Origin of the sequence: Corallococcus sp. CA053C (assembly GCF_003611675.1) — a bacterium.
Classification (GTDB): Bacteria; Myxococcota; Myxococcia; order Myxococcales; family Myxococcaceae; genus Corallococcus.
The window spans coordinates 1-23842 of sequence record NZ_RAWA01000040.1 but is presented as its reverse complement, the minus strand read 5'-3'; the positions used below and the strand labels follow the sequence as shown (position 1 = coordinate 23842).

Below are 23842 nucleotides of genomic sequence, written 5' to 3'. Positions count from 1 at the left end.
CGGTCCTCATCATGGAGGGGGCCACTGGGGGGGCAAGAGATCAATCACCCGGCGTCCGAAGCTCTCCGCATCCGCTTCGATGGGCTGTCGGAAATAGCGCGGGTCCGCCGGGCCGTAGTACGTCCCACCCGCGCCCGGCAGGTTGCGCCTCCACCGCCGCGAGAACGGATGCGACTGGCGCCCCAGGGACTCCTGATACGCCTGATACGCCTGATAGTAGTGGCGCGACTCGTGGATGGCCGTGCCCACCGCGTCGCCCACGTCCAGGTTCTCGTTGATGACCACGACGCCCCGCTTGTTCAGCGGCACGAGCCGTCCCTGCGGCGTCTGCCCGAAGCGCCAGTCCATCCAGCCATAGTCCCCGGCCGCCAGGTTCTGGAACTGGACGCGCGCGCGGCGCGACTTCGGGATGCCCAGCGCCTCCATTGACGCGTCCACCGCGCCGGCGATGGCGCGCTGGCGGTCGCGCAGCGACAGCGTGCTGAACGTGGCGGGGTCCAGCTCCGGGATGTCCAGCAGGCTCCTGCGCAGGCCGTGCATCTGGGCGAGCTCGAAGCGCTTGAAGCGCCGGCTCGCCCAGCTCTGCGACAGCGTGATGTCGAACCCTCCCCAGCCCAGCACGCCGCCTCCTGGCGCGGGGGTGCGCACGCGCTGCGCGGCAGCGAAGCTCTTGGGAATCTGCGTGACCTGGCCCGGCTTCGCGTGGGGGCCCAGGCCCTGGACCAGCGGCCCCATCTTGCTCGTGTCGATGTGGTAGCGGGCCAGGAGCCCCGGCTTTCCTCCCGTCCCGTTGAGGGCCTGCTCCACCGCGTCCAGCGCCTTCATCGCCTCCGCGACGTGTCCCGTGTGCAGGGCGGCCTTGAGGTCCTCTCCCAGGGTGACGAGCTGCCGCCGGAACGGGGACCGGTTGCTCGCGGGGACCACGGCGTCCAGCACGGACAGCTTGCGCCAGGCATCGGCGACCCGCTCGATGCGGCTCACGAGGTCGCTCTGGAGCAGGTGCACCGGCGTGGTGGGGCCCATCCGCAGCTCGATGCGGAGGTTCCACTCATCCAGGGCCTGGGTGATGGCCGCGACGTGGGTCGGGCCCAGGCCATGCGCCGCGCGCCAGCTCGCGTCTCCCAGCTTCGCTCGCAGGCCGTCCAGGTTCTTCTGGAGGTTCTCGCTCACCGCCGTGAACTTCTTGAACACCGGCGCGGTTTCGCCGCCCTTCACCTCGACGAGGTGCAGCCGCGCGCTGCCGGGCGTCGCGGCGTCGTCGAACTCGACGATGATCTCGTCGAAGCCGCTGCCCTGCTCCACGCCCATCGGCTTGAAGTCCAGGCGCCGGTACCGCTTCGTCACGCCGAACTCTTCGCCCAGCAGCGCCTCCGTCATCCGCTGGGAGGTCGTGTGCTCCAGCACGTCGCCCCTGCCACGGGTCATGCTGCCGCGCACCTCCCAGCGCTGACCGGGGCGCTTGGACATGATGAGCTGGAGGTATTCCTTCCTGCCGTCGGCGCGCGTCACCTCCACCAGCTTGTAGAAGCGGCGCTCCGTGGTGCCGGGCTTGATCTCCGCCCACGCGGGGCCCACCTGCGCCACGGTGTCGCCGGGCGCCAGCTTGAGCGTGGTGCGGCCCCGCTGCGCGGGCGTGAAGACCTGGCGCTCCGCCGACGCGATGAACGCGTCCTGGTCCAGCGGTCCCGACTTCGAGAACGGGCCCACCTCCGGATGGGCGGCGTGCTGGGTCGTGTTGGGCCACGCGTCCACGGGCCGGCCCGGCTCGCGGACGACGGGCGGGGTGTCCGTCACGCCCGGCGCCGCGGGCTTCTTGCCTCCCGCCACCTTCGCCGCCGCCGTCTTCGGCGGCTTCTTGCTGAACAGCCGCGGCGGCTCGCGCAGGTACTGGGGCTTGGGGCGCACGCCCTGGCCGAACTCGGCGAGCTGCAATGGCGTGAAGGCGTCCACCTCGCCCAGCCGCTTGCGCAGGGCTTCCAGCGAGCGCTCCCCCTGTTCGATGCGCCGTGCCGCCTCGCCCGGGTCCATGGACACGCCGCGCTTCGCCTCCAGCGAGGCGATGAGCGACTCCTGCGCGTCGATCTCCAGGCGCAGCTTCTTGCGGTACAGCTCGAACTGCTTCTCGACGGGCAGCTTGTCCCAGTGCCGCAGCGCCGTTTCATCCAGCGAGCGCACCAGGTCGCGCGTCGCCTTGTCGTGACGCTGGAGCAGGTGCAGGCCCTCTTCGCCCAGGTCCGCCAGGTCCGCGCCCGCCTTGACGACGATGGTGGGCTTGCCCCGCCGGAACATCGTGACGGCCTGCCCGGCGTCGCTGCCGGTGAGCGCGCGGAAGTCCGCCTCGGAGACCAGCTCGATGGGCGTGTTCGCGAACGCCGCGCGCTGCGCGGGTGGGATGTGCGTCAGCATCTCCTTGCGCAGCACGCGCTGGAGCTGCTTCTTCTCGAAGTCCCCCGTCACCTGCTTGAGCAGGCTGTCGTCGAACTCGCGCAGGAAGTCCTTCATGCCTCCGGCCGGGTTCTCCACCTTCCACTTCCGGTACAGCGTCAGGCGCTCCTGGGGCGTGCCCCGGAAGGCGAGCAGGTCGCCGGTGCGCGGCGGGGGCGGCCGGGGCTTGGAGATGCCGCCCAGCGCGCCCAGGCCTCCGGAGAGCAGGGTGCCCGGGGCCGCCTGCATCGCGGTGCCCGCGAGCACGTTGAGCAGCGCGTTGCCGCCCTTGTAGTTCTCGTCGTTGAGCACGTTGCCCAGGAACGCGGAGGGCACCGACTGCACCAGCCCCTCCGCGCCCTGGGCCAGGCCGTGCGCCGTCATGCGCGCGAACACGCCGCCTTCGCCCGCCATGCGCGCGAGGAACCCCATGCGCAGCAGCTTGGAGCCCATGCCCGCCGTCGCCAGGGAGGTGAGGGCGTCCACGGCGCCCACGCCCGCGTCGGTGGCCGCCTCCTCCCAGCCGTAGGCCGCTCCCTTGAGCGCGGCCTTGGTGATCATCGTCACCGCGGCGATGGCCACCGCCGTGCCCACGACCACCGTGGAGCTGGCCATGAACGCGCCGAGCGCCGCCCAGAACCCCACGCCCGCCGGCGGGAAGAAGACGCTCAGCACCACGCCGATGACGACCGCGACCGCCATCACCACCGCGCTGGCGATGGTCACGAAGAAGTCGGTGATGGTGTCCACCTGCTCGCGGTGCATCTTCACCGCTTCGTCGGCCAGCTCCGCCTGGTGCTCCACCCGGTCGGCCTTCTTCTCCCAGCCCTCCTGCCACGCGCGCAGCGTGTCCGCGTTGTAGTCCTTGTCCCCCGGCTTCGGCCGCTTCGCCTCGTGCAGCTCCAGCGCCCGCACCTCGTCGTCGAGCGTGGACGTCTGGGCCCCGAGGATCGCGCGCGTGGAGCGGGAGAACATGTTGGACGACCGCGCCTCGAAGCCCTCCCGGCGCCGCGCCCGCTCCAGCTTCTCCCGGGGCGTGACGGCCTCGCCGTAGTCCACCATGTCGAGGATGTCGAAGGCCTCGCGCCCGCTCAGCTCCTCCTCGATGCGCGCGCGGAAGCGCTCGAACGGGGTGCGCGTGTCGCCAGCGGAGGGCGGGTTGTTCTTCGCCCACTCCTCGGCGATGGCGTTGATCTCCTCGCGGCTCTTGCCGGCCAGCACCTCCTTGAGGGCGTCCTCGTCGGTGCCGACGCCCTGGACCGCGTACTGCACGACCTCCGCGTCCGTGAGGTAGCCCTTGTCGAGCAGCGCCGCCACCGCGTCGCGGTCCGCGCCGGACGTGTCCATCAGGACGGCCTGCACGAAGCTCATCTGGCCGGAGGCCGCGTACGTCGCGTCGTACTCCGCCCCCAGCGCCTGCATGTTCGCCTGCGCGTGGGCCTGGGCATGGGCCTTCGCCGCGACGTCCACCGCCTTGCGCTCCTGCGTGAGCCGCGCGCGGACCTTCTCCGGGCTCCACTTCTCCAGGAACTCCAGCTCGCTGATCAGCCCCTTCTTGCGGTCCGCGTCCGTGAGCGGCCCCGCGGAGGCGGGCTTCACCTTCGCCTCGTCCAGCCCCCGCTCGATGTCGATCCGCTCCTGGATGTCCAGGTAGCCGTCGCGCCGCTCGTCGGCGATCTGCCGGCGTCCCTCCGCGGACATCGCGTCGCGGATGATCTTGTCGTCGGCGTAGAAGAAGCTGGTGTGCTCGATGTGGATGCGCGCGGCGTCGACCTGGAGCCCCTTGTCGTCGCGCAGGCCTTCGATGAGCTTGAGCTCGTCGCCGCCCATCTCGTCGCGGTACGCGGCGCTGAGCGCGCTCTCGCCCGCGGCGCGCTCCGTCCAGTCCTTGCCGTATTGCTTCTCGTAGGACGCGTCGAGCCCCCGGTTGCGCTTGAGCAGCTCCTCGCGGAAGGTCTTGGTGTCCCAGCCGTACTGCTGCGCGTCGGCCTCCGTCTCCTTGCGGACGCGCTCGTAGACGGCCTCGATGCCCTTGCGGTCCGTGCCCAGGCCGAAGAACCACGAGCCGCGCATGGCGCGGTCCAGCTCGATGGCGCGCGCGTCCTCGGTGCGGCCCTCGACGAGGGCGTGCATCTCGTCGGCGTCGTGGGTGTGGAAGGAGCCGCTGCGCAGCTCGTCGTCCATCTTCTCCACGAGGTCGCGGCCGTACTTCTCCTTGTAGGCCTTCTTGATGGCGTCGATCTGCTCCGGCGTCTTGCCGCGCAGCAGGGTGAGGATCGCGCTCTCGTCCGTTCCCCAGCCGGTGCCGAAGAACGTGCCCTCCATGGCGTCGTCCAGCTCCACGGCGGCGGCCTTGGCGGCGTTGCCGGAGAGCAGGGCCTCGGCCCTGTCCCAGTCGTGCGTGCTCGTGCTGAAGAAGTCGTCCAGCTCGCTCTTGAGCCGCTCGCGCAGGTTCTCGCCGTCGTTGCGTGACGCGTAGAGCAGCTCGACGTAGTGGCCCTGGATGGGGGTGAGGTTCGCGAGCGCGTCGAAGATCTTCTGCTCGTCGGTGCCCCAGGTGTAGTTGACGCCCTGTTCCACCTTCCCGACGATGTTGAGCGCGTCGAAGCTGAACTGCGGCTTCTGCGCCTCCACCACCGTCCGGACGCGGTCCAGGCTGTCGGAGGCGAGGATCTCCTTCTCCAGGGCCTCCATGAGCGGCTTGCGCCGCTGGCCGGAGATGCGCACGGCCAGCCCTTCGGCCAGCGCCTGGACGGCGTCCTTGCCGTTCTTGCCGTAGTAGGAGAGGAGGATGGCCTTCTGCTCCTCGCCCAGGTCCTGCCGCTGCTTGAGGGCCTCGACGTCCAGCTCCTCGCCCTGGCGCAGGCGCACCTCCGCGAGGAACAGCATGTTCTTGTCGAGCGACGTCTTGTTCTCTTCGGCGCGCGCGGCCTCCCACGCCTTGCTCTCGTCGTGGGCCGTGTCGAGCCAGTCGATGATCCAGCTGATCAACCGGTCCCAGAAGCCGCGCTCGTAGCCGATCTGCTTCGCGTGCCAGTCGCGGATGGCCTCCTTGGCGTCCTTGCCAGCCCGGCGCAGCTCTTCCTGGTAGCGCTCGACGTTCGCGTCGATGTCGCGTTTCGCCTGGCCAACGACGGCGCCAAGCTCCTTGCGGCGGTCGTCGAGCCACTTCTTGGTGGGGCGGTACTTCTCCGTCGCCGCCTTGAGCTTCACCGGATCATCGCCGGCGTCCTTCTTGAGCTGCCATTCGTCCTGGAGCGCGGCGAGCTCATAGGCGCGCATCTGGTCGCTCGCGGCCTTGCCGAAGGCTTCCTTGAAGCGCTTGCCGTTCTGGTCGTACCGGACGATCCAGTTGCCCACCTTGGTGTCGACCGCGGCGAGGAGCGCGTCGCGCTTGCGGCGGGCCTCGGTCAGGTCCACGCCTCCCTGGATGGCGGCGGCGCGGGCCTCGGCCTGGGCGTCCAGCGAGGCGCGCACGCGGGAGAGGGCATCGCCGAAGGTCTTCCCGCTCTCCACGATGCTCGTCTTCGCCTCCTCGTGGGCCTTGCTGAGCGTTTCGGTGGTGGCCTGGTGCGAATCCACGAGCTGCTTGCGGCGGGCCTCCACCTTCGCGTCCAGGTCCTCCTTCTTGATCTTCGCGGCGTCGGCGACGCGCTGGAGCTCTGCGGCGAAGATGGGGCGTTCAGCGGCGAGGAGCGCGACGCCCCACGACGCGTCGAGTCCGCCCGGGACATAGGCCTCGCGGGCCTTCTTCACGGACGCGTCGGCGTATGTGTCCGGCGCCGCGAGCAGGCGCGCCAGCACGTCGCCAATGTCCACGCGCGCGAAGTCGGGGACGTTGATGGGCGCGGGCGCGGCCTCTTCGAGGACGGTGATGCCCTTGGCGGGCTCCTTCGGTTGGGCCTTCGCCTTCTTCTGCTTTTCGGCCGCGTCGGTGATCTTCTTCTGGAGCCGCGTCCAATCCTTGAGCTTCTCCGGGTCGGTGGGCTTCGGACCGCCGGGCTTGTAGACGAGGTCGCCCAGGGGGCCCTTGATCAGCAGGTGCCCGCCGTCGTCCCGCATGAGCTGCGCGCCAATCTCCGGCACGTGGCCCAGCGGACTCTTCTGGAGGTCGGGGAGCTTCGCGTTGCGGACCTCCAGCTTGCGGTCGCACTTGCTGTCGACCAGGGCGGAGGCCTTCCCGGTGGGATCGTCCGGGATGGCGGGCAGGTCCTCCGGCCGCTTCGCCGGGGTGATGGCCCGCTTGCCCTCGTCCTCCAACTGCTTGAGGCGCGCGGCGCGGACCGCGTTCGGATCCACGGCGGCCTGCTGGATCTTGAAGGTGTAGCGCGGCGCCGGGGGCAGCTTGGGCTCGGGGACCTTCTCCGTGGTGCTGGCGATGCGGCCCTTCCAGGCCGTCACGGCGTCCACGTCCGTTTGCGGACCCGCGGGCGCGGCGGGGCTGATCACCGCGGGCGCCTCCGCGACGGGCGCGGTGGGCGGCGGGGCCGGAACCGTGGCGGGGGTCGTGGCCTCGGCGGGGATGACGCCGGTGGTGTCCGGTGGGGACTCGAGGCCCTGCTGGATGCCCTGGACGCCCTGGGCGTGGGCGTCGGCCAGTTGCTTCGTCGCCTCCGTCGCGGCGGCGGCCGTGGGGTCTGCCCTGGGAGGGGCGTCGGTGCCGCCTTCGCCGACGGACGCGTCGGTTTGCAGCGGAGGCGGCTTCGCGGCGGTGGTGGGACCGCCCGGGCCTCCGGTGGCCGGACGGATGGTGATGCGCACGTCGCCGCGTCCCGACAGCGTGCTCCGGGCCGAGTCGATCCGCGCGGCCTCGTCCATGCCTCCAGGCGCAGTCCCCGCGGGCACGGGCAGCGGCTCCGGCGTCGTCTCCTCGCTCCCGGCGCCCGGTATGTCGACGGTCGTGTCCAGCTCGCCGTGCAGCGGTGCCGTGCTTCCCCCCAGCCCCGCGTCGGCCGTGCTCGCGGAAGGGGTGCCGTCGGTCCGGGCCCGGTCCTCGGCCAGGCGCGCGGCGGTGTCCGCGAGTTCTTCCGTGGAGCCGCGAGGAAGCACGGCGGTCCGGGCCTTCGCGCGCTGGCGGTCCGCTTCCTCCTGTCCGGCGATGGTGGTGGGCTGCGACGCGCCGTCGGCCTCCGCGAGCCCGGTGTGGGGCGTGGGCGCCAGTCCGCTGAAGCCTGCCTCCGCTTCGATGGCGCCCGGTGTGGAGAGGAGCGCCACCTCCGGAGGGTGGACGGGGCACGGGTCGAAGAGGTGGGAGCGAGGCCCGCCCATCGTCCGCCACGCCGGGTCGCTCACGCGGCGCTCCAGGTCGCGCGCCGTGTCGCGCAGCACCTGTCCGGAGACACCGGGGCCCGCGCCCTTCAGCGAGGCGAGGCGGGCCGCCAGCTCACGTGCGGGATTGGACGAGGCGGGTCCCCGGGGGACGACACCGGCATTGCGCGGGAGGGCCGACGAGGACGAGGGACTCCGGCCGGACGTCTTCCGGAGCGCGTGCTGGGTCGAAGCCTTCGAGCCCTGTTCACGGATGCGCACGGTCCCCCCCGCACCATCGGTGAAGGGACGCTAGGTCATCTCCACATCCAGGACCAGGGAGGCCCGGATGGGATGTCCATGACTGCTCCAGAAACGGTGGAGCAGGTCGAAGTCGTAACTCTCCTGGACACGAGGGGTGACCTTCCGGCCATCCAGCTCATGCGGCAGGCCGCGCGTGAGCAGCCCGTGGAGGACGCCGAGCAGCTCGTGTTCCTCCTCGGCGCGGTTGGACCACGCGGAGACGATGAGGCCCAGCCGCAGGGCGCCGTTCTGTGTGACGGCCAGCCGGTAGAGGGCGAGCGACACCGCGGGCCGCTTCCCCGCGAGCGCCTCCCGTGTGGGCGAGCCGTGGAGGATGTGGATCTCCTTGAGGAAGTGTTGGCGAAGCTGCGTGTCCAGTGCCTCCTGGAACACCTCCGCCACGCGGCGCAGGCGGGTGCCCGAGTCACCAGGGCTCTCCGCCTCCGCGCGGCGCGACAGCCGGCCCAGCTCGTACAGCTCCAGCGCGACGGCGCGCTCCAGGTGTTCCTGGCACAACGGAGCCCCTGCCTGTTCGGCCAGGAAGATGCCCTTGAGGGCCGCGTTGCGGATGTCGCCGCCCGACAGCCGGTGACGCTGCGCGAGCCCCGCCAGGTCGAGCGTCCCCGTGCGGGGCACGCCGTCCGGAAGCATCAGCTCCCAGATGCGGCGGCGCTCGTCGACCTCGGGGAAGGGGAACTCAATGCGCGCGTGGAAGCGGCGCAGGAACGCTTCGTCGATGGCCGTCTGGAGGTTGGTGGCCAGGATGATCAGCCCGTCGTGGCGCTCGATGCGCTGGAGCAGGAAGCCGACCTCCAGGTTGGCGAAGCGATCATTCGCGTTGCTGACCTCGGTGCGCGCGGAGAAGAGTGAATCCGCTTCATCGAAGAACAGCACCGCGCCCGCGCGCTCGCCGTGGGTGAGCACCTCGTCGATGTTCTTCTCCGTCTCGCCCACGTACTTGCTGACCAGCCGGGACAGGTCGATGACGTAGAGCGGCCGGCCCACCGCGTGCGCGATGACCTCCGCGGCCAATGTCTTCCCCGTGCCCGAGCGTCCGGAGAACAAAGCCACCGGCCCGGTGTGCAGCCGGAAGCGTTGCAGCAGGCCGCGCTCCTCGGCGACGCGGTCGCGCTGGGCCACGTAGAACAGCAATCGCTCCAGTGCTTCACGGGTGGTGTCGCGCACCACGAGGTCCGCGAACGTCCGCGACGTCTCCAGCCGGTAGCCATGGCGCAGCGGCACCTGGACGAGTCGTGAGGCGGCGGCGCGAAGGGCGTCGGCATCACCGCCGGGCGCCGCGTCGAAGATCCGGCGGACCTCCTGCAACCCACCCCGGAAGCTGGACGCCAGCCGTCCCGCGTCCGCCTCTTCCAACGCAAGTCCCCGCGCCAGCGCCTCCTCCCGCCACAGCGCGCGCCGCTGCGTGAAGCCCAGGGCCGGAGCCTCGTGGTGGGGAACAGCGACGGGCTGCGCGGAGTCACACAGCACCAGGGCCCGGCCCCCGAACTGCTGACACAGGCGCGACAGGGTGCCGGTGACGGAGAGGGCCACGCCGCGCTCGCACCCGGCCAGGTCCACGGCCAGCAGTGCCCCCCGCACCGCGGCCATGCGCCACAGCGCCCGCGCCGCCACGGTCTGCTCCAGGGCGCCGGTCCACCGAGCGACGACCAGCGGCACGCCCGTGTCGGCGGCGATCTCAAGCGCCACGCCCAGCCGTTCCCCTTCGCCATGCACCACCGCGAATGACCCCGAAGGGCCGCGCTCCGGAGGACGCAGGGGCTCCGCGCCGTGCCACTCCAGCGGCATGTCGCCCAGCACGGAAGGGCGGGGCAGCTCCAGCAGCGCGTCGCGGACCTCCGGCGACAAGTCCACCGGCCGCAGCATGGGAGGAAAGGCCCCCAGGCCCGTCTGCAACAGCCCCCCACCGACGAGCAGCCCGCTCTCCGTCAGCGACGCCAGCAGCCGTTGCAGGCGGGCAGGGGTGCGGCCCAGGACGGTGACGAGCAACCGCTCCACGTTCCAGCCCTGCGCGGTGTCGTCCTGGAGCACGGCGAACAGGCGCGGGTAGCGGGGCTCCAGGTGCGCCGCGAGCAGCACCAGCAGCGCCTCCTCCTCCACGGCCTCCAGCCGCAGCGACGCCCGCAGGCGCGCGAAGGGCAGGGGCGGCGAGTTCCCCAGCAGCGGGGCCTCCGGAAGCGACGCGGTGAAGGCCAGCTCTGAAACCGGGGCGCGCACCGTGGTGCGAACGGCGTCCCAGCCGCCTTCCTCCTCACCCCGGAGCTTGGACGCGCGCGCTTCCTCCAGGTGGCAGACCTGGAGCAGCAGCGTGTCCAGCCGCCCCAGCGTCTCCGCCCACGACGGTTCTGTCACGAGCCACCCCCCGGCGGATCATAGGAGGGGGCGTCCTCCCGCGAGAACACCCCGGCTCCGTGGACTGTCCGCAAGGCGGAAGCACCCGGGCGCTGCTACTGCGTTGGTATTCCGCCAATGGATTGGAGGAACTGCTGACCGGGTGGCGGTGCGGGTGGTAGAGACCGGCACATGACTCAGGGTGGTCCCGAAGGGGTGACGGCCCTCGACTTCCGGGAGGCGATGTCCCGGTGGGCGAGCGGTGTGGCGGTGGTCTCGGTGCGGGACGCGGAAGGGGTCGCGGCGACGACCGTCAGCTCCTTCAGCTCCCTCTCCCTGGATCCGCCCCTGGTGGTGGTGGCGCTCCAGCAGATCTCCCGGACGCTGAAGCGGGTGGAGGCCGCGGGCCGCTTCAGCGTGAGCGTGCTGTCCACCACCCAACGGGACATCTCCGTCCGGTGCTCGAAGGGGGACTCGGAGGGCCTCGCGTTCAGCGAGGAGGCCTTCGTCCAGGACAGCCTGGCCTCCCTGTCCTGCACTCTGTTGGATGTGCACCGTTACGGCGATCACCTCTTGCTGGTGGGCCGCGTGGTCGGCATCCAGCGGGGTGCGGATGGTGAGCCGCTGGTCTATTGGAACCGGGCGTATCGCGCGGTGACGGCGCACCCGGATCCAGCACCCGCGCGGAAGTAGCGAACGAAAACCGCAGTTCACAGCATCACGAAAGGACGAATCCCATGGCGTTCACGTTGCCCGAGCTTCCGTACAAGAAGGACGCGCTGGCCCCGCACATCAGCGCGGAGACGCTGGAGTACCACCACGGCAAGCACCACAACGCCTACGTGACGAACCTGAACAAGTTCATCGCGGGCAAGCCGGAGGAGAGCAAGTCGCTCATCGACATCATCCAGAGCAGCGACGGGGGCGTGTTCAACAACGCCGCCCAGGTGTGGAACCACACCTTCTACTGGCACTGCATGGCGCCCAACGGCGGCGGCGAGCCCCGGGGCGAGCTGGCGGACGCCATCAAGCGCGACTTCGGCTCCTTCGAGAAGTTCAAGGAGGAGTTCTCCAACGCCGCCGCGACGCAGTTCGGCTCCGGCTGGGCGTGGCTGGTGGAGGAGAAGGGCAAGCTCTCCATCGCGAAGACGGGCAACGCGGACCTGCCGATGAAGCACGGCCAGAAGGCGCTGCTCACCATCGACGTCTGGGAGCACGCCTACTACATCGACTACCGGAACCTCCGCCCCAAGTACATCGAGACGTTCCTCACGAGCCTGGTGAACTGGGACTTCGTGGCCCAGAACCTCAAGAGCGCGGAAGTCTTCAAGGGCGACCGCTAGTCGCGAAGCAGCACGGAGAGCCGCGCGGCCCGGTCGGCACGGTCCGGTGTGGCGCGGTTCTCAATCCCGCAGGTACAACCGGGAGAGCGCTTCGCTGTAGCTGTAGGCATACGCGCTCCCATCCGCGGAGAGCGTCAGCGTCATGATGGAGACCAGGCCCGGCATGTTGCCGCGTGCCGGCACCGTCAGGTGCGGGACGCTCACCCCGGTCCGCACGTCGACCCGGGACACCTGGACGGGGAGCGAGACGCTGCGCAGGTAGAGCGTGTTTCCGTCCGCGTTCCAGCCGGCCACCCCCTGTCCGGAGAACAGTCCGGGGACGACGTGGGTGTCCCCTCCGGTGGTGCTGATCAGGCGGAGGCGTCCTGTCGGATCCACCGCGGCCACGCGCGTCCCGTCGGGTGCGATGGCCGCGTCGAAGCCCTCGCCTTCCTTCGTGAGGGGGCCAGGCGCTCCCGCCCCCGGTTCGAAGATCCACAGGCGGGCAGGGTGCCCGGCCTCGCTGGCCCGCAGGAGCAACCGCTTCCCATCCGGGAACCAGCGCGCCGACAGCAGCACGGTCACCGGCGCGAGCGACACCGCGCGGGGCTCTCCGGCGCCGGTGGGCAGCAGGAAGAACTCCGTCCGGGGCCCGTACCGCGCCGTCAGCACCTGCCTGCCATCCGGGGAGAGGGCCATCGGGATGCCGTCGCCCAGCCGGATGGGGGGCGCGCCGTCGGTGGTCCGCAGGTACGCGCCATAGGTCGGCCCTTCCGTCTGCCCGCCCTCGGTGAAGAGCACCGTGCGGCCGTCGCGCGACAGGTCCGTCATGAACGACGAGTCCGCCCAGGTCAGGTCCCGCTCCTCGCCCGCGCGCCCGAACGCGAGCCCCGTCCGCGCGACCGGGTGGTCAATCAGCACGGAGCCGTCGTCCGCGATGTCATGCAGCACCATCCGCCCGGCGAGCCGGTCCACGAGCCGCGTCTTCCCCTCCAGGTCGACCGCGTACAGCGCGGAGTCCGCATCGGTGCGGGAGGCGGTGAACCAGACCTCCTTGCCATCCGGTGCCCACGCGAGGCCCCGGATGCTCGACCAGTCCGCGGACAGCTCTCGCGGAGGCCCGTCCTTCTCCAGCACCCGCACGGCGCCGCGGTCGTCCTTCGGGTGCTCATGGAACAGGAACGCGATCCGCGCTCCGTCAGGTGACACCCGGGCGTGGCTGATCCACCCCTGGGACTTGAAGCGCACCGTCCCCGGTGGCTGCTCCAGGCGGAAGCGTTCATCCACCCGCCGCACCACCGCGAGCGGCCCCCCGCTGCGTCCCCAGTCGGCCTCCAGCACGCCATCGAGCACGGCGCGCGGTGCACCTCCCGCCAGCGGCATCAGCCCCAGCGTCCCGCTGCCATGGTCGGCGTCGAAGAACCGGGGCTCCAGCAGCACCGCCAGCTCTCCCTGGGGCGAGGCGGCGAGCACATCCGCGGGCTGGCCCAGCGGCTGCGACAGGGGCCGCTCGGTGCGTGCGCTGTAGAGCTCCGCGCGTCCTCCCTCCCACGCCGCGCCGTAGAACAGCGTGTGTCCGTCCGCGGAGAAGCGGGCGTTGAGCACGTGCCCCTTGCGGAAGGTGACCTGACGGTATGTCGGGCGCTCGGCCTCGCGGGGTGGGGCAGGGTCCCCGGTCGACACGAGCAGCACCCCGAGGCCGCACAGCATGGCGACCACCGCGACGGCGAACAGGGCCCTGTGCAGGAGCGAAGGGCGCCGCACGGTGGCGCGGGTGGCGATGCCCTCCAGGGCGAAGGCCAGGTCCTGCGCGGACTGGAACCGGTCGCCGGGTGACTTCGCCAGACAGCGTGCGAGGACCCACCCCAGCTCACCCGGCAGCGGCGGCGGGTCGTCGCGGAGCGCGGCGCTCATCCGCTCCACGGGGCTGTCGCCGCCGAACGGAGCGCGGCCACTCACGGCCTCGTAGAGCACCGCGCCCAGCGCGAACACATCCGCGCGCGCGTCCACGGGCTGCCCACGCACCTGCTCGGGCGCCATGTACCCCGCGGTGCCCACCACCGCGCCGCTCTGGGTCGCCACGCCGTCTTCAATGCGCTCGGTGAGCCGCGCGAGCCCGAAGTCGAGGATCCGTCCGTTGCCGTCCGCGCAGAGGAAGAGGTTCGCGGGCTTGAGGTCGCGGTGGATGACCCCTCGCGCGTGCGCGGCGGCCAGCGCGTGCGCGAACTGGATGCCCAGCCGCAACACGCGCTCCAGCGGCAGCGGGCCGAGCAGCAGCACTTCACTGAGCGGCAGGCCCTCCAGCCACTCGGTGATGAGATAGGGCACGCCCTCGTGGGTCCCCACGTCGAACACCGTGAGCAGGTTCGGGTGGGACAGCGCTCCCACCGCGCGCGCCTCCTGGCGGAAGCGGGCCAGGCGCTCCGCGTCCTGGACGAACCGCGCCGGAAGCGCCTTCAGCGCCACGTCCCGCCCGAGCCGTGAATCATGCGCCCGGTACACGTCGCCCATCGCACCGCTGGCGGCATGTCCGACCACCGTGTACGGGCCCACCTGCTCGCCCTCGATGAACGGACGCGGTGACGCTGGCTCCGAGCGCTTCAACTGGCCCTCCGCGTGCCAGAGGTCGGTGACCACGGCGAGCAGCTCGCCGCAGCCCGCACACCCGGCCAGGTGGGCTTCGATGAGCGCCCGCTGGCCGGGGCGCAGCCGCCCCTCCACGAAGGCGAGAACAGTCTCCTCGGTGAGGCATCCGGTCATGGTCGGCGGCGGAGTCTAGCGGTTCGACTCAGGGCCGGGGCACCGCCAGCCGGTACACGCGGAACGGCAGGGACGGGACGCCCGGGGTGCCGAAGAAGTACCCGAGCTGGGCCTCCAGCACCCAGGCCCCGTCGTCGGTGAGCGCGGCGGTGGTCGGCTCCACGAGCCCGTTGGCGAGGACCTCCTTCGTCCCCGAGCCTCCGGAGTGCGTCACCACGGAGACCCGGCCGGGCGTGTTCTCCACCACCAGCAGCCGCTGCGCATCGAGCCACTCCACCCCGTCCGGTGCTTCGAGCGCCGGCACCACCGGAATCGTCACCGGAGCCCCCGCGCTCCCATCCGCCTGGATGGCGATGGAGAACAGCGTCCCCGTGTCGCTCTTCACGACATAGAGCGTGCCCGCTCCGTCGTAGGCGATGCCATTGAGGGTGAGGTCTCCCTCGACGACGGGGGCGAACGCCGCATCCGCGGCCCACGTCGTCACCTCATTGCCACCCACCGCCAGCCGGACGACGGTGTTCGCGAACGAGTCGGTCGCGTACACGTTGCCCGCGGCGTCGAGGGCGATGTCGTTGCAGAAGCCACTGGCGTCGGGGAGGGGATGGCTCGTCTTCAGCTCCCCGGTGGCGAGCGCGTACGCGGCCAGGTGCGAGGGCGTCGCGGGCGGCAGGGTGTCGTCATAGGTGCAGGCCCAGAGCGTGCCGTGCGCCTCGTCCACCGCGAGACCATAGACGCCGAACGCGGCGCGCCCCGGCACGAAGACGTGCGCCCCCAGCTCCCCCGGCCGCGCGCGGGCGATGGCGCCCGTGCCCACGCTGCCGATGTAGAGCGTGCCGTCCGACGAGGACGCGATGCCCTCCGGAAAGAAGTCCTCGCCGGGCAGCTGGACCTCCATCCGCTCCGACTCCTCCGGAGGCGGTTCACAGGCGGAGACGGCGGTGACGAGCGTGAGCAGGGACAGCCAACGGGTGGGGCGCATGGGGTTCTCCTCGGTGCGGCGTGGAGGAAGGCCCCGGAAAGGGGCCCTCCTGAACGCCCTGACACCGGCCGGAAAAACCTTTGCAGCGAAAGTTCAGCCGCCCGTCTTGAGCAGGCGCGTCAGGCTGAGATCGACCTGGCTCACCACCAGGGCGGCGATGCTGTCCACCGACGACGGGCCCACCCCCAGCCGCTTGCAGAGCTGCTGTGTGGTGTTCTGCGCCACCTGCTCACGGGCCCGGCTGAGCCAGCGTGAGACGGTGGACAGGTGCACGCGGTAGAGCGCCGCGATGGCGTCCAGCGACAGCGCCTCCACGTGGTACAGGCGCAGCAGCGTCCGGTCCCGGTCCGGGAGCTGTCCCAGGGACGCGCGCACCGCCTCCGCGAAGGCCTCGCGGTAGCGCGAGCGCAGGTGCTGGAGCTCCGGCCCCAGGTCCTCCCCGAGCACCGCCTCCACCGACTCCCGGGCCGCGGTGTCCGCCCGCGCCTCGGAGCGCTTGAGGTTGAGGGCGATCCGCAGCGCCGCCACGCGCACCCACCCGCCCAGCGCGCCGCTGCCCGTGAACTCCGCGATCTTCGGCTCGGAGCCGGCCGAGGCCGCGAACAGCCGCTCGCGCAGCAGTTGCCGCACCTCGTCGACGAACGCACGCGAGCGGTCCACGCCGGAGACGAACGCGCCGACCTCGCGCAGATAGGTGTCCTCGAACCGCTGGAGCGCGACGCGGTGATGCCGCAGGCACCCGAAGGCCAGGTACAGCTCCTCCATGGAGGACGTGACCCCCAGCGCCTCCGGGATGGAAGCCCCGGGCGGCAGCCGCTCCGCGACGAAGGCCACGAACGCCTCCGGCTCCAGCGCGATGCCGGGCCAGCGCGAGCGCGCGTGGCCGACCGCGGCGGTGAGCAGGGGCTCCAACTGCTCCGGTTCGGGGGCCGCGACCCGCCCCCCCTCCAGGGCCGCGAGGAACGCGGAGGCCAGCGGCGTGCTCGGGACGGTCACGGGTCCAACGCTACCACCGTCGCCCGCGGCCGAAGATGTGCCCAGGCCATGTCACCCGGGGCTTCGCCTTGCCTCGGGATTCGGTCATGGTGGCGATATGGATTTAGAGCATGTCCGCCTCCCGAGGCCGACTCGCGTGGTGCCCCGCGTGGTGGCCGCAGGTACCTTGTGGACGACCAGCACCTCCCGCTTCCTGCTGATGCTGACGGCCATCAGCCTTCCCATCACCGTCGCCCTCTCGGGAGCGATCGCGGCGTGGATGTTCCGGCCGGACTTCAGCGTCACGGTCTTCTGGATCTCGATGGTCTCGGTGGGCTTCATCGTCGGCCTGATCACCCTGCTGTCGATGATCGTCCAGGTCGATGCGCCCGGCTCCACCTGGCTCAAGCTCCCGTGGCAACACATCGAGTGCTTCGAGCGGGGCGCCACGCTGCGCGATGCGGGCGGCCAGGTCCTGGGGGACATGTCCGCGGGCACGCTCCGGGTGGCGCGCACCAACCTGCGGCATGGAAAGGGGCTGGTGGGCGCGGTGGCGCTCAAGCACGCGGGCGGGACGACCTGGGTCGTGCCGTATCAGCTGCTCGGGGCGTGGTCGGGGATGCGGGCCGTGGAGCACACCGCACAAGCGCACCGCATCGGGGATCCGTTGTTCGACGCGCTGTTGAAGGTCGCCGAGTAACGCCCCCGCGCTCCAGGACCCGTCAGGGGTCCGAACAGCGGGGGAGTCCGCGCCTCCATCGCCCTTGACTGGGGGCGATGGAGCGTCACGTCATGGAGCTTGGAGCCAGCGGCTCCGCGGATCAGGCCTGCCCGGTCAGCGTCTTGGTGATGACGCCTTCAAGCCGCGTCTTCGGGACCGCGCCGACGATCTGCTCCACCACCTTGCCGCCCTTGAACATCAGCAGGGTCGGAAGGGAGCGGATGCCGAACTCCTGGGACGTGTCCTGGTTGGCGTCGACGTCGAGCTTGGCGACCTTCACCTGGCCCTTGTAGCGAGACGCCAGCTCCGCCAGCGCGGGAGCAATGGCCCGGCAAGGGGCGCACCAAGCGGCCGTGAAATCCACCAGCACCGGAAGGTCTGACTCCAGGACCTCCTGCTTGAAGTTGGCATCCCCGATATCCACCACATCCGTGCCAGCCATGTTCTCTCCTGGTGCCTTTGCGCCCCTGTCACGCCTGCGCAGGGGCGACTTCATCCTGATCCGGAAACTAAGGGCCTCGCGTCGAAAAAGCACGGACTTGGCGGATCGGATGCCCTCGCGGTGTCGGCGAGTGTAAGGCGTCCCCCGCCACGGGAGGCGGGCGGGGCGTGACCCTCCGGCGGGGGGAGCGGTCGCTGTCCGGAGCGTCCACCGCGGGCTAGGGACGGTTGCGGAGCAGGTCGAACTCCTGGCCGAAGTACTCCTCCCAGCGCCGTGAGTTCTGTTCGCTCCGGTAGATGTAGGGCGACAGCCCGATCAGCTTCACCACCATCCGGTTGAGGGCGTCGAGCACCGGCGGCAGGGGCCTGAGGAAGTCCAGGAAGAGGACGACGCGATCCCCGTCGTTCTCCTTCCAGACCTCGTGGTCGTGGGTGTCATCGAAGATGAGGCTGCGCCCCTCCTGCCAGGAGGCCTTGTCCTGCCCCACGCGGATGACACATTGATCCGCGGGCTCGGGGACGATGAGGCCCAGGTGGTAGCGGAGCACGCCCTTGTAGTGGCCGGAGTGGGCGGGGAGGTGCTTGTGGCCCCGGAGGATGGAGAACATGGCGCTCGTCATGCCGGGAATGCCTTGCAGCAGGCGCGTCGTCTCCGGGCAGCGGTGGCAGTTGCCCTCGAACTTCACCCCGTAGCCGTAGAAGATGAACGTCTTCCAGCGGTCGTCCGTGGTCAGCTCGCGCTGCTCGGGCATCAGGTCCTGGAAGTTGGGGATCATCTCCACCCCGCGCATGACCGCGTCCAGCTCCTGGCGGATGACGTGCCAGTTCTCTTCAATCCGGGCCGTGAACGGAAACGTCCGGGGGTCGAAGAAGGTCTGGCGTGCCTCGGGGGTCCGCTCGATGGCGCGCGTCACCTGCCGGGCGGCGAAGATGGCCCCGTGCGTGAGGGCCGTGCCGGCCAGCTGCCGCGCGTGCTGCTTGAGCCCGCCCAGCAGGCCCTGGGGCGGGGGTGGGACGGCGTTCGTGTCGCGCGAGGGCGTGGTGGTGTCTTCCATGTCCGACCTTTACGAGAAGGGGCCGAAATGCGCTTCGGCCCGGGAGAGTCCGCACTGCTCGTCGAGCAGGTGTTCTTCGGGGAGGGGAGGGGCTGGCTTCAGGTCGGGCATGTCGGGCTCCGACGTGTTCGGTCCGGGCGGCAACGTCAGGGCCTCGTCGATGGGCATCGCCAGCGCCTCGCGCAGCGGCCGGCCCGCGCGCAGGGCGCGGTAGGCCGCCTCCAACCGCTTCCGGGAGTGGCGCCACTCGGCCGCATCGATGACGGTGCCCCCGTGGAGCACGTCGAGCACGATGCGCTGGATGAAGGCGGCCCGCTCCAGGTTGGCACCCGAGAGCGAGCGCGAGGGCGCCGGGAGGAGCGACGCCAGGAACACGGCCTCGGAGACGGTGAGCTGCGCTGGCGTCTTGCCCCAGTAGTACTGGCTCGCGGGCGCGAGGCCCCACACCCCGGGGCCCCACTCGGCGACGTTGAGGTAGAGCTCGAGGATGCGGCGCTTCTCCAGGGTCCGCTCGAGGCGGATGGTGATGACGGCCTCCCGGAGCTTGCGCGAGAGGGTCGGCTCGGAGCCCAGGAAGAGGTTGCGCGCCAGTTGTTGGGAGAGCGTGCTGCTGCCCACGGTCTGTCCCCGCAGCCGGGCCACCAGCGCGGAGAGCATCAGCGAGGGGTTGAACCCTTCGTGCCGGAAGAAGAGCGGATCCTCCGCCATCACCACCGCGCACGCGACCCGCGGGGGAATCCTGTCCAGCGGCACCCATTGCATCGCCACGTCGTCGCCAAGCCGCCCTTCGAGGACCGCCTGGCGCATGTAGCTTGTCTTGGGAGGAACCCGCTGCGCGAGGTCGTCCACGGACGGGGCGCCGAGGAAGGCCTCCGTGATGAGCACTCCGGCCGTGAAGAGCAGTCCCAGCCCCAGCAGGAGGCTGGCTCGCGCCAAGCCGGTGCGCCACCGGGCCCGGGGCTTCGCTCGAGGAGGGGTGTCGGGTGAGTGCTTCTCGCGGAACATGGTCGGGCTCCCCTGGGGCTCACGCCCGGCGCAGGTGTTTCTCAAGGGACTCCGCCAGGGCCTGCTCGTGTTCGGCGGCCTGGAAGAGCGTCTGCATGGCTCCCAGCTTCTGGCGGTACGAGGGCTTCTCGAGGACCTCGTCGAGCATCTGGAGGAGGCTGTCGGGCGTGAGGGCTTCGATGGCCGAGCGCACCCCGAGGCCATGGTGGACGACCCGGGCCGACATGCCGGGTTGATCGAATTGCATGGGCAACACCACCATCGGCACCCCGAAGTAGATGCACTCCTTGATGCTGTTGAAGCCGCCGTGCGTGACCATGGCGGACGCGCGCCGCAACATCTGGAGCTGGGGCACGTGCTTCACGGACACCAGGTTCTCCGGGACGGGCCCGGGCAGCGGCTCCGTCCAGTGGTTGGTGGCGACCACGAACTGCCACTGGGGGCGCCGCGAAGCCGCCTGGGCGATGGACCGGTGGAAGCGGCGGGCCTGCTCCGCCTGGATGACCATGGTTCCCAGCGAGCACACGACGAGCGGACGGGCCGCGTCGAGCCGCTCCCAGGGGAAGTCCGGCTCCTGCCGCTCCAGGTCGATGCAGGGGCCCGTGTAGTGGTAGTCGATGGAGAGCTTCGCGCCGCGGAACTCCACGAACTCCCGCGGGCAGGGGATGAGCATGGGGTCGTGCTCGCCGGTGAGCCTGCCGCCGAAGTCCAGCCCGGAGAGCGGATAGCCATGCTTGAGCGCGAGCGCGCGGCGGTACTTCATCGCGTCCGGCTCAAGCCCCACCCAGCTGCCCAGCGAGCCCAGCTTCGCGTCGAGCACGATGCGCCCCCAGTCCACCGCGCCCCGGACGACGTTGGGGAGCCGTCCGTCGGGGATGAGCCCCGAGGTGGGCGGCGGCGTCATCAGCTCCCAGCGCAGCGGGATGCTCGTGTTCAGCACGACGGCGGGCACCCGGTGGCCATGGAGCACCAGGGACATCTCCGGGAGCAGCACGTCGATGATGCCCAGGTCCGGACGCGTCCGGGCGATGAGCGCGTCGAACTCGCCCTCGAGCAGCGCCTCCAGCATCCGCGTCTGCTGGAGCGCCAATTCGCGCAGGAAGCCGAGCCGGGCCAGGCCGCCCAGGGTGCCGAGCCGGGCCTTGTTCTTCGCCTGGAAGCCCTTCGGAAAGAGCGACTCGAAGAGGCACTCGAAGTCGAAGCCCTCCGCGCGGATGATCTCCTCCGTGTCCCGGAGGCTGCAGTAGATGATCCGATGGCCGCGCTTCTGGAGCGCCCGGGCCATCTTGAACGTGGGGTTGATGTGCCCGCGCTCGGGGAGGGGAACGAAGAGGATGGTCGACACGAAGGCACCGGGGAAGGAGGAGGGCGTGGCGGCTACGGCGTGCCGGGGTCCTGCAGGAGGGAGGGCGACAGGAACGCGGAGTCCGGCGGATACCAGGGCCATGCGCCCCCGGTGGGCCTGGGGGGCTCCGCGCCGACGGGGGGCGTGAGCGACAGCACCCCCTTGTCGAAGAGCGCCTGCAGGGGTTCGAGGCGGGACTCCCCGTGTCCGAGCTGTCCGGCGGAGCGCCCCAACAACCGGGGCAGCAGTTCCTGCTCCTCCGGGCTCAGCCGGTCGTCGCGGTAGTCGGAGCTGAACCGTCCGCTGTCCGCGTCGAGCCGGCGCACGGTGGGGCTCAGCCGCACCACCAGGTCGTCGAAGCTCCAGCCGGGCTTCGCGGTGTCCGACTCCATGCGGGCCATGCACGCGCGGAAGCTGGAGGAGAAGGCCTCGCGGGTGAAGGTCCGGCGGATGAGCGCGGCGCCGCGCAGACAGGCCTGCCGCACCGGCTCCGGCGCCAGGAGGTCCTGGAGGATGCGCGCCGCCACCGACGCATGGGCGTCCGGGGCGCCCGCGGCCATCCGCGCGGTCTCGTGCACGTGGATGCCGTGGCCGGGCGGCAGCGCGTGCCGGTTGTTGCCCGCGCCGTTGGTGTAGACGGGGCAGGCGTTGAGCACGGACTCCAGCACGTACATCCCGAAGGGCTCCGGGGTGACGTTGTAGGAGAGCGCGAAGCGGGCCTCGCGGAAGAGGCGGAAGAGGGCGGGCTGGCTCAGGAGGGGGACGGGCAGCAGCAGGTCCTCCAGCGTGGCGCCCGCGGCCTGGAGCGCCGCGGCGAGCGCGGGCACGGGGAAGGGCTGGCCGTAGCGCAGCACATGCTGGAGGAGGGCGAAGTCCTGCGCGGCCACCACGAGACGCACGGGGCGGTGCCCATGCTCCCGGGTCAGCGTCCGCAGGTGCAGGAGGATGGCGCAGACGGCCAACCAGTCCGCCTTGTTGGGCTGGATGGCGTGGCCCAGCACCTCGCCGCGCGCCAGCGCCTCCTGCACGTCCGCGGGCAGGTCTCCTCCCGGGAGGCGGGCATCCCCGTCCGCGGCTTCCAGACAGGGCAGGGTGGGCACGAGCGAGTCCACCTTCCGCGCGCCCCACGGATCCAGGCACCGGCGGTGGGTCCAGTCCGGGATGAGCAGCAGCGAGGTCAGCGTGTCGTGGAGGTAGGGCGACAGCGTCCCGTACCGGTCGATGAGGGGGTTGCCGAGCCAGGTGGTGGGCTGGCCATGCATCCCGTGGAAGAACACGAACGAGCGGCGGGCCAGCTCGCGGCTGGGGGCGTGGATCCCCAGGCCCATGTCGCAGCAGACGGCCAGGTCCGCGGTCGGCTGGGAGCGCAGCGCCAGCAGCCGCCGCGCGTTGGCCACGGGGATGCCCATGTCCCCCGCGTTGGGGTGGTAGTGGTTGTGGCGCTCCACGTCGTGGCCGAGCGCCCGCAGCTCCTCCTCCACCCAGGCGTTGATGGCGCCCGAAGCGCTCTGGAACGGCTCCGCTTCCAGCAACAGACGGGTCCGGGGCTTCATGCGACCTCCTTGGACTTCGATTGCGCGAGCGGTGGGGACAGGGTGTCCAGGGTCCGGTCCGGATCCTCCACCACCTGCGTGAGCAGGGCCTGGAGCGCTTCGGCCATCGCGGCGATGGTGGCCGGGTCGAAGAGCTCCGTCCTGTATTCCAGCCGGCCCGTAAGTCCCTCCGGGCCGTCCGTCAGCAGCAGCTGCAAGTCATTGAGCAGCAGGTCCAGGTCCACCTGCATCGGGCGGACTTCGAGCCCGGCCATCGTGGAGGGCCCCGACGCGGCGGTCTGGAACACGAAGCCGATGGGGCTCAACGGGCGGGGGTCCACCTGCCCTGGACGCAGCAGCCCCACCAGCTCCGCGTGGGGGAGGTCCTGGTGCGCGGAGGACTCCAGGTAGCTGGTGCGCACGCGGCGCAGCACCTCGCGGAAGGGCGGGTTGCCCGACAGGTCCGTGCGCAGCAGCAGGTAGCTGGCGAACATGCCCACCAGCGGCTCCAGCTCCGGGCGCGGGCGGTTGGCGTGGACGATGCCCACGACCGTGTCCTCCTGCCGGGTCAGCCGCGCCAGGAAGGTCTTGAAGACCGCGAGCCCCAGGAGGAAGGGGGTGACGCCCTCACGGCGGACCTGCTTCCGGAACCCGTCCGACAGCGCCGACGAGAGCGTGAAGGTGTGGCTCCCCTTGTGGAAGCTCCCGGCCTCCGGACGCGGGCGGTTGTACGGCAGCGGCGGCGGCGGGGGCAGCTGCGCCAGCCGGCGGCTCCACCAGGTCCGGTGGTGCTCCAGCACCTCGCCCTGCATCCACTCGCGCTGCCACAGGGTGTAGTCCCGGTAGCGCAGGGGCAGCTCGGGCAGCGGTGGGGGCGCATTCTCGAGGAACGCCCGGTACAGCGCCGACAGCTCGTTCATCATCACCCCGCCGGACACCTGGTCGGTGATGGCGTGGTGGATCGCGAGCATCAGGACGTGGTGGTCGTCCGCGAGCCGGTAGAGGCGCGTGCGCAGCAGCGGGCCCTGCTCCAGGTCGAACGCGCGCCAGCCCGCGTCGTTCAGCCGCAGGAGGAGTTCGGACTCGCGCGTCTCCTCCGGCAGGGGGCGGAGGTCTTCCACCGGCAGCTCCCACGGCGCGGGAGGGGCCACGTGCTGCACGCTCTCTCCGTCCACCACGGGGAAGGAGGTGCGCAGCGGTTCGTGGCGGTGCACCAGCGCCTCCAGCGCGCGCCGCAGGGCCTCCACGTCCAGGGGGCCCTGCATGCGCAGGGGCGTGAGGACGCGGTTGTAGATGCTCTCCGCGCCCATGCGCTCGGGAGACCAGTACGCGGCCTGCGCGTAGGACAGGGGCACGTTCCCGCTCACCGTCAGGGGGGTGATGG

General features: G+C 71.0%; 14 protein-coding genes. 3 read left to right on the top strand and 11 right to left on the bottom strand.

The features are described 5' to 3' along the window. Positions 1-9: 9 nt before the first annotated feature. Both D7V97_RS08015 and D7V97_RS08010 read right to left on the bottom strand, forming a co-directional pair. On the bottom strand, positions 10-7953 hold the full coding sequence (locus tag D7V97_RS08015; protein ID WP_147444742.1) for an annexin: 7944 nt from the start codon (positions 7951-7953) through the stop codon (positions 10-12). A gap of 30 nt (positions 7954-7983) precedes the next feature. Next, complete coding sequence (locus D7V97_RS08010) at positions 7984-10344, bottom strand: AAA family ATPase (RefSeq protein WP_120610014.1); 2361 nt, start codon at positions 10342-10344, stop codon at positions 7984-7986. 171 nt (positions 10345-10515) lie between these two features. On the opposite strand from D7V97_RS08010, the gene D7V97_RS08005 reads away from it, so the two are divergent. After that, positions 10516-11016 carry a flavin reductase family protein gene (locus tag D7V97_RS08005; protein ID WP_120610013.1) on the top strand — a complete coding sequence of 167 codons (501 nt, stop codon included), beginning with the start codon at positions 10516-10518 and terminating at the stop codon, positions 11014-11016. Positions 11017-11060: 44 nt separating this feature from the next. Then, the gene (locus D7V97_RS08000) at positions 11061-11666 is read left to right on the top strand and encodes a superoxide dismutase (protein WP_120610012.1); all 606 of its coding nucleotides are present in this window, start codon (positions 11061-11063) and stop codon (positions 11664-11666) included. A gap of 60 nt (positions 11667-11726) precedes the next feature. On the opposite strand, the gene D7V97_RS07995 is transcribed toward D7V97_RS08000, so the two are convergent. The 3 genes from D7V97_RS07995 to D7V97_RS07985 all read right to left on the bottom strand — a co-directional run bounded on the left by D7V97_RS07995 (position 11727) and on the right by D7V97_RS07985 (position 16380). Continuing rightward, positions 11727-14405 (bottom strand): protein kinase, encoded by a 2679-nt coding sequence (locus tag D7V97_RS07995; protein WP_120610011.1) that lies wholly within the window; start codon positions 14403-14405, stop codon positions 11727-11729. 28 nt (positions 14406-14433) lie between these two features. Beyond that, on the bottom strand, positions 14434-15384 hold the full coding sequence (locus tag D7V97_RS07990) for an SMP-30/gluconolactonase/LRE family protein (RefSeq protein WP_120610010.1): 951 nt from the start codon (positions 15382-15384) through the stop codon (positions 14434-14436). Between the two features lie 93 nt (positions 15385-15477). After that, positions 15478-16380, bottom strand: coding sequence for a sigma-70 family RNA polymerase sigma factor (locus tag D7V97_RS07985; RefSeq protein ID WP_158623308.1), 903 nt, complete (start codon positions 16378-16380; stop codon positions 15478-15480). A 151-nt stretch (positions 16381-16531) separates the two neighbouring features. Here D7V97_RS07985 and D7V97_RS07980 point away from each other — a divergent pair, with 151 nt between their 5' ends. Further along, a complete protein-coding gene (locus tag D7V97_RS07980; protein WP_147444741.1) occupies positions 16532-17059 on the top strand; it encodes a hypothetical protein in 528 nt (175 codons plus the stop codon). A 121-nt stretch (positions 17060-17180) separates the two neighbouring features. Here D7V97_RS07980 and trxA read toward each other — a convergent pair whose 3' ends face one another. From trxA to D7V97_RS07950, 6 genes are all read right to left on the bottom strand, one after another. Next, positions 17181-17522 (bottom strand): thioredoxin, encoded by a 342-nt coding sequence (trxA, locus tag D7V97_RS07975; protein ID WP_120610007.1) that lies wholly within the window; start codon positions 17520-17522, stop codon positions 17181-17183. A 217-nt stretch (positions 17523-17739) separates the two neighbouring features. Beyond that, on the bottom strand, positions 17740-18576 hold the full coding sequence (locus tag D7V97_RS07970) for an aspartyl/asparaginyl beta-hydroxylase domain-containing protein (RefSeq protein ID WP_120610006.1): 837 nt from the start codon (positions 18574-18576) through the stop codon (positions 17740-17742). Positions 18577-18585: 9 nt separating this feature from the next. Beyond that, positions 18586-19581 (bottom strand): biosynthetic peptidoglycan transglycosylase, encoded by a 996-nt coding sequence (locus D7V97_RS07965; protein ID WP_120610005.1) that lies wholly within the window; start codon positions 19579-19581, stop codon positions 18586-18588. A 19-nt stretch (positions 19582-19600) separates the two neighbouring features. Continuing rightward, positions 19601-20926 carry a glycosyltransferase gene (locus tag D7V97_RS07960; protein WP_158623307.1) on the bottom strand — a complete coding sequence of 442 codons (1326 nt, stop codon included), beginning with the start codon at positions 20924-20926 and terminating at the stop codon, positions 19601-19603. Between the two features lie 32 nt (positions 20927-20958). Then, the gene (locus D7V97_RS07955) at positions 20959-22479 is read right to left on the bottom strand and encodes a hypothetical protein (protein WP_147444740.1); all 1521 of its coding nucleotides are present in this window, start codon (positions 22477-22479) and stop codon (positions 20959-20961) included. Next, the coding region (locus D7V97_RS07950; protein ID WP_233582573.1) for a condensation domain-containing protein at positions 22476-23842 on the bottom strand (1367 nt) is incomplete at its 5' end. The genes D7V97_RS07955 and D7V97_RS07950, both read right to left, overlap by 4 nt.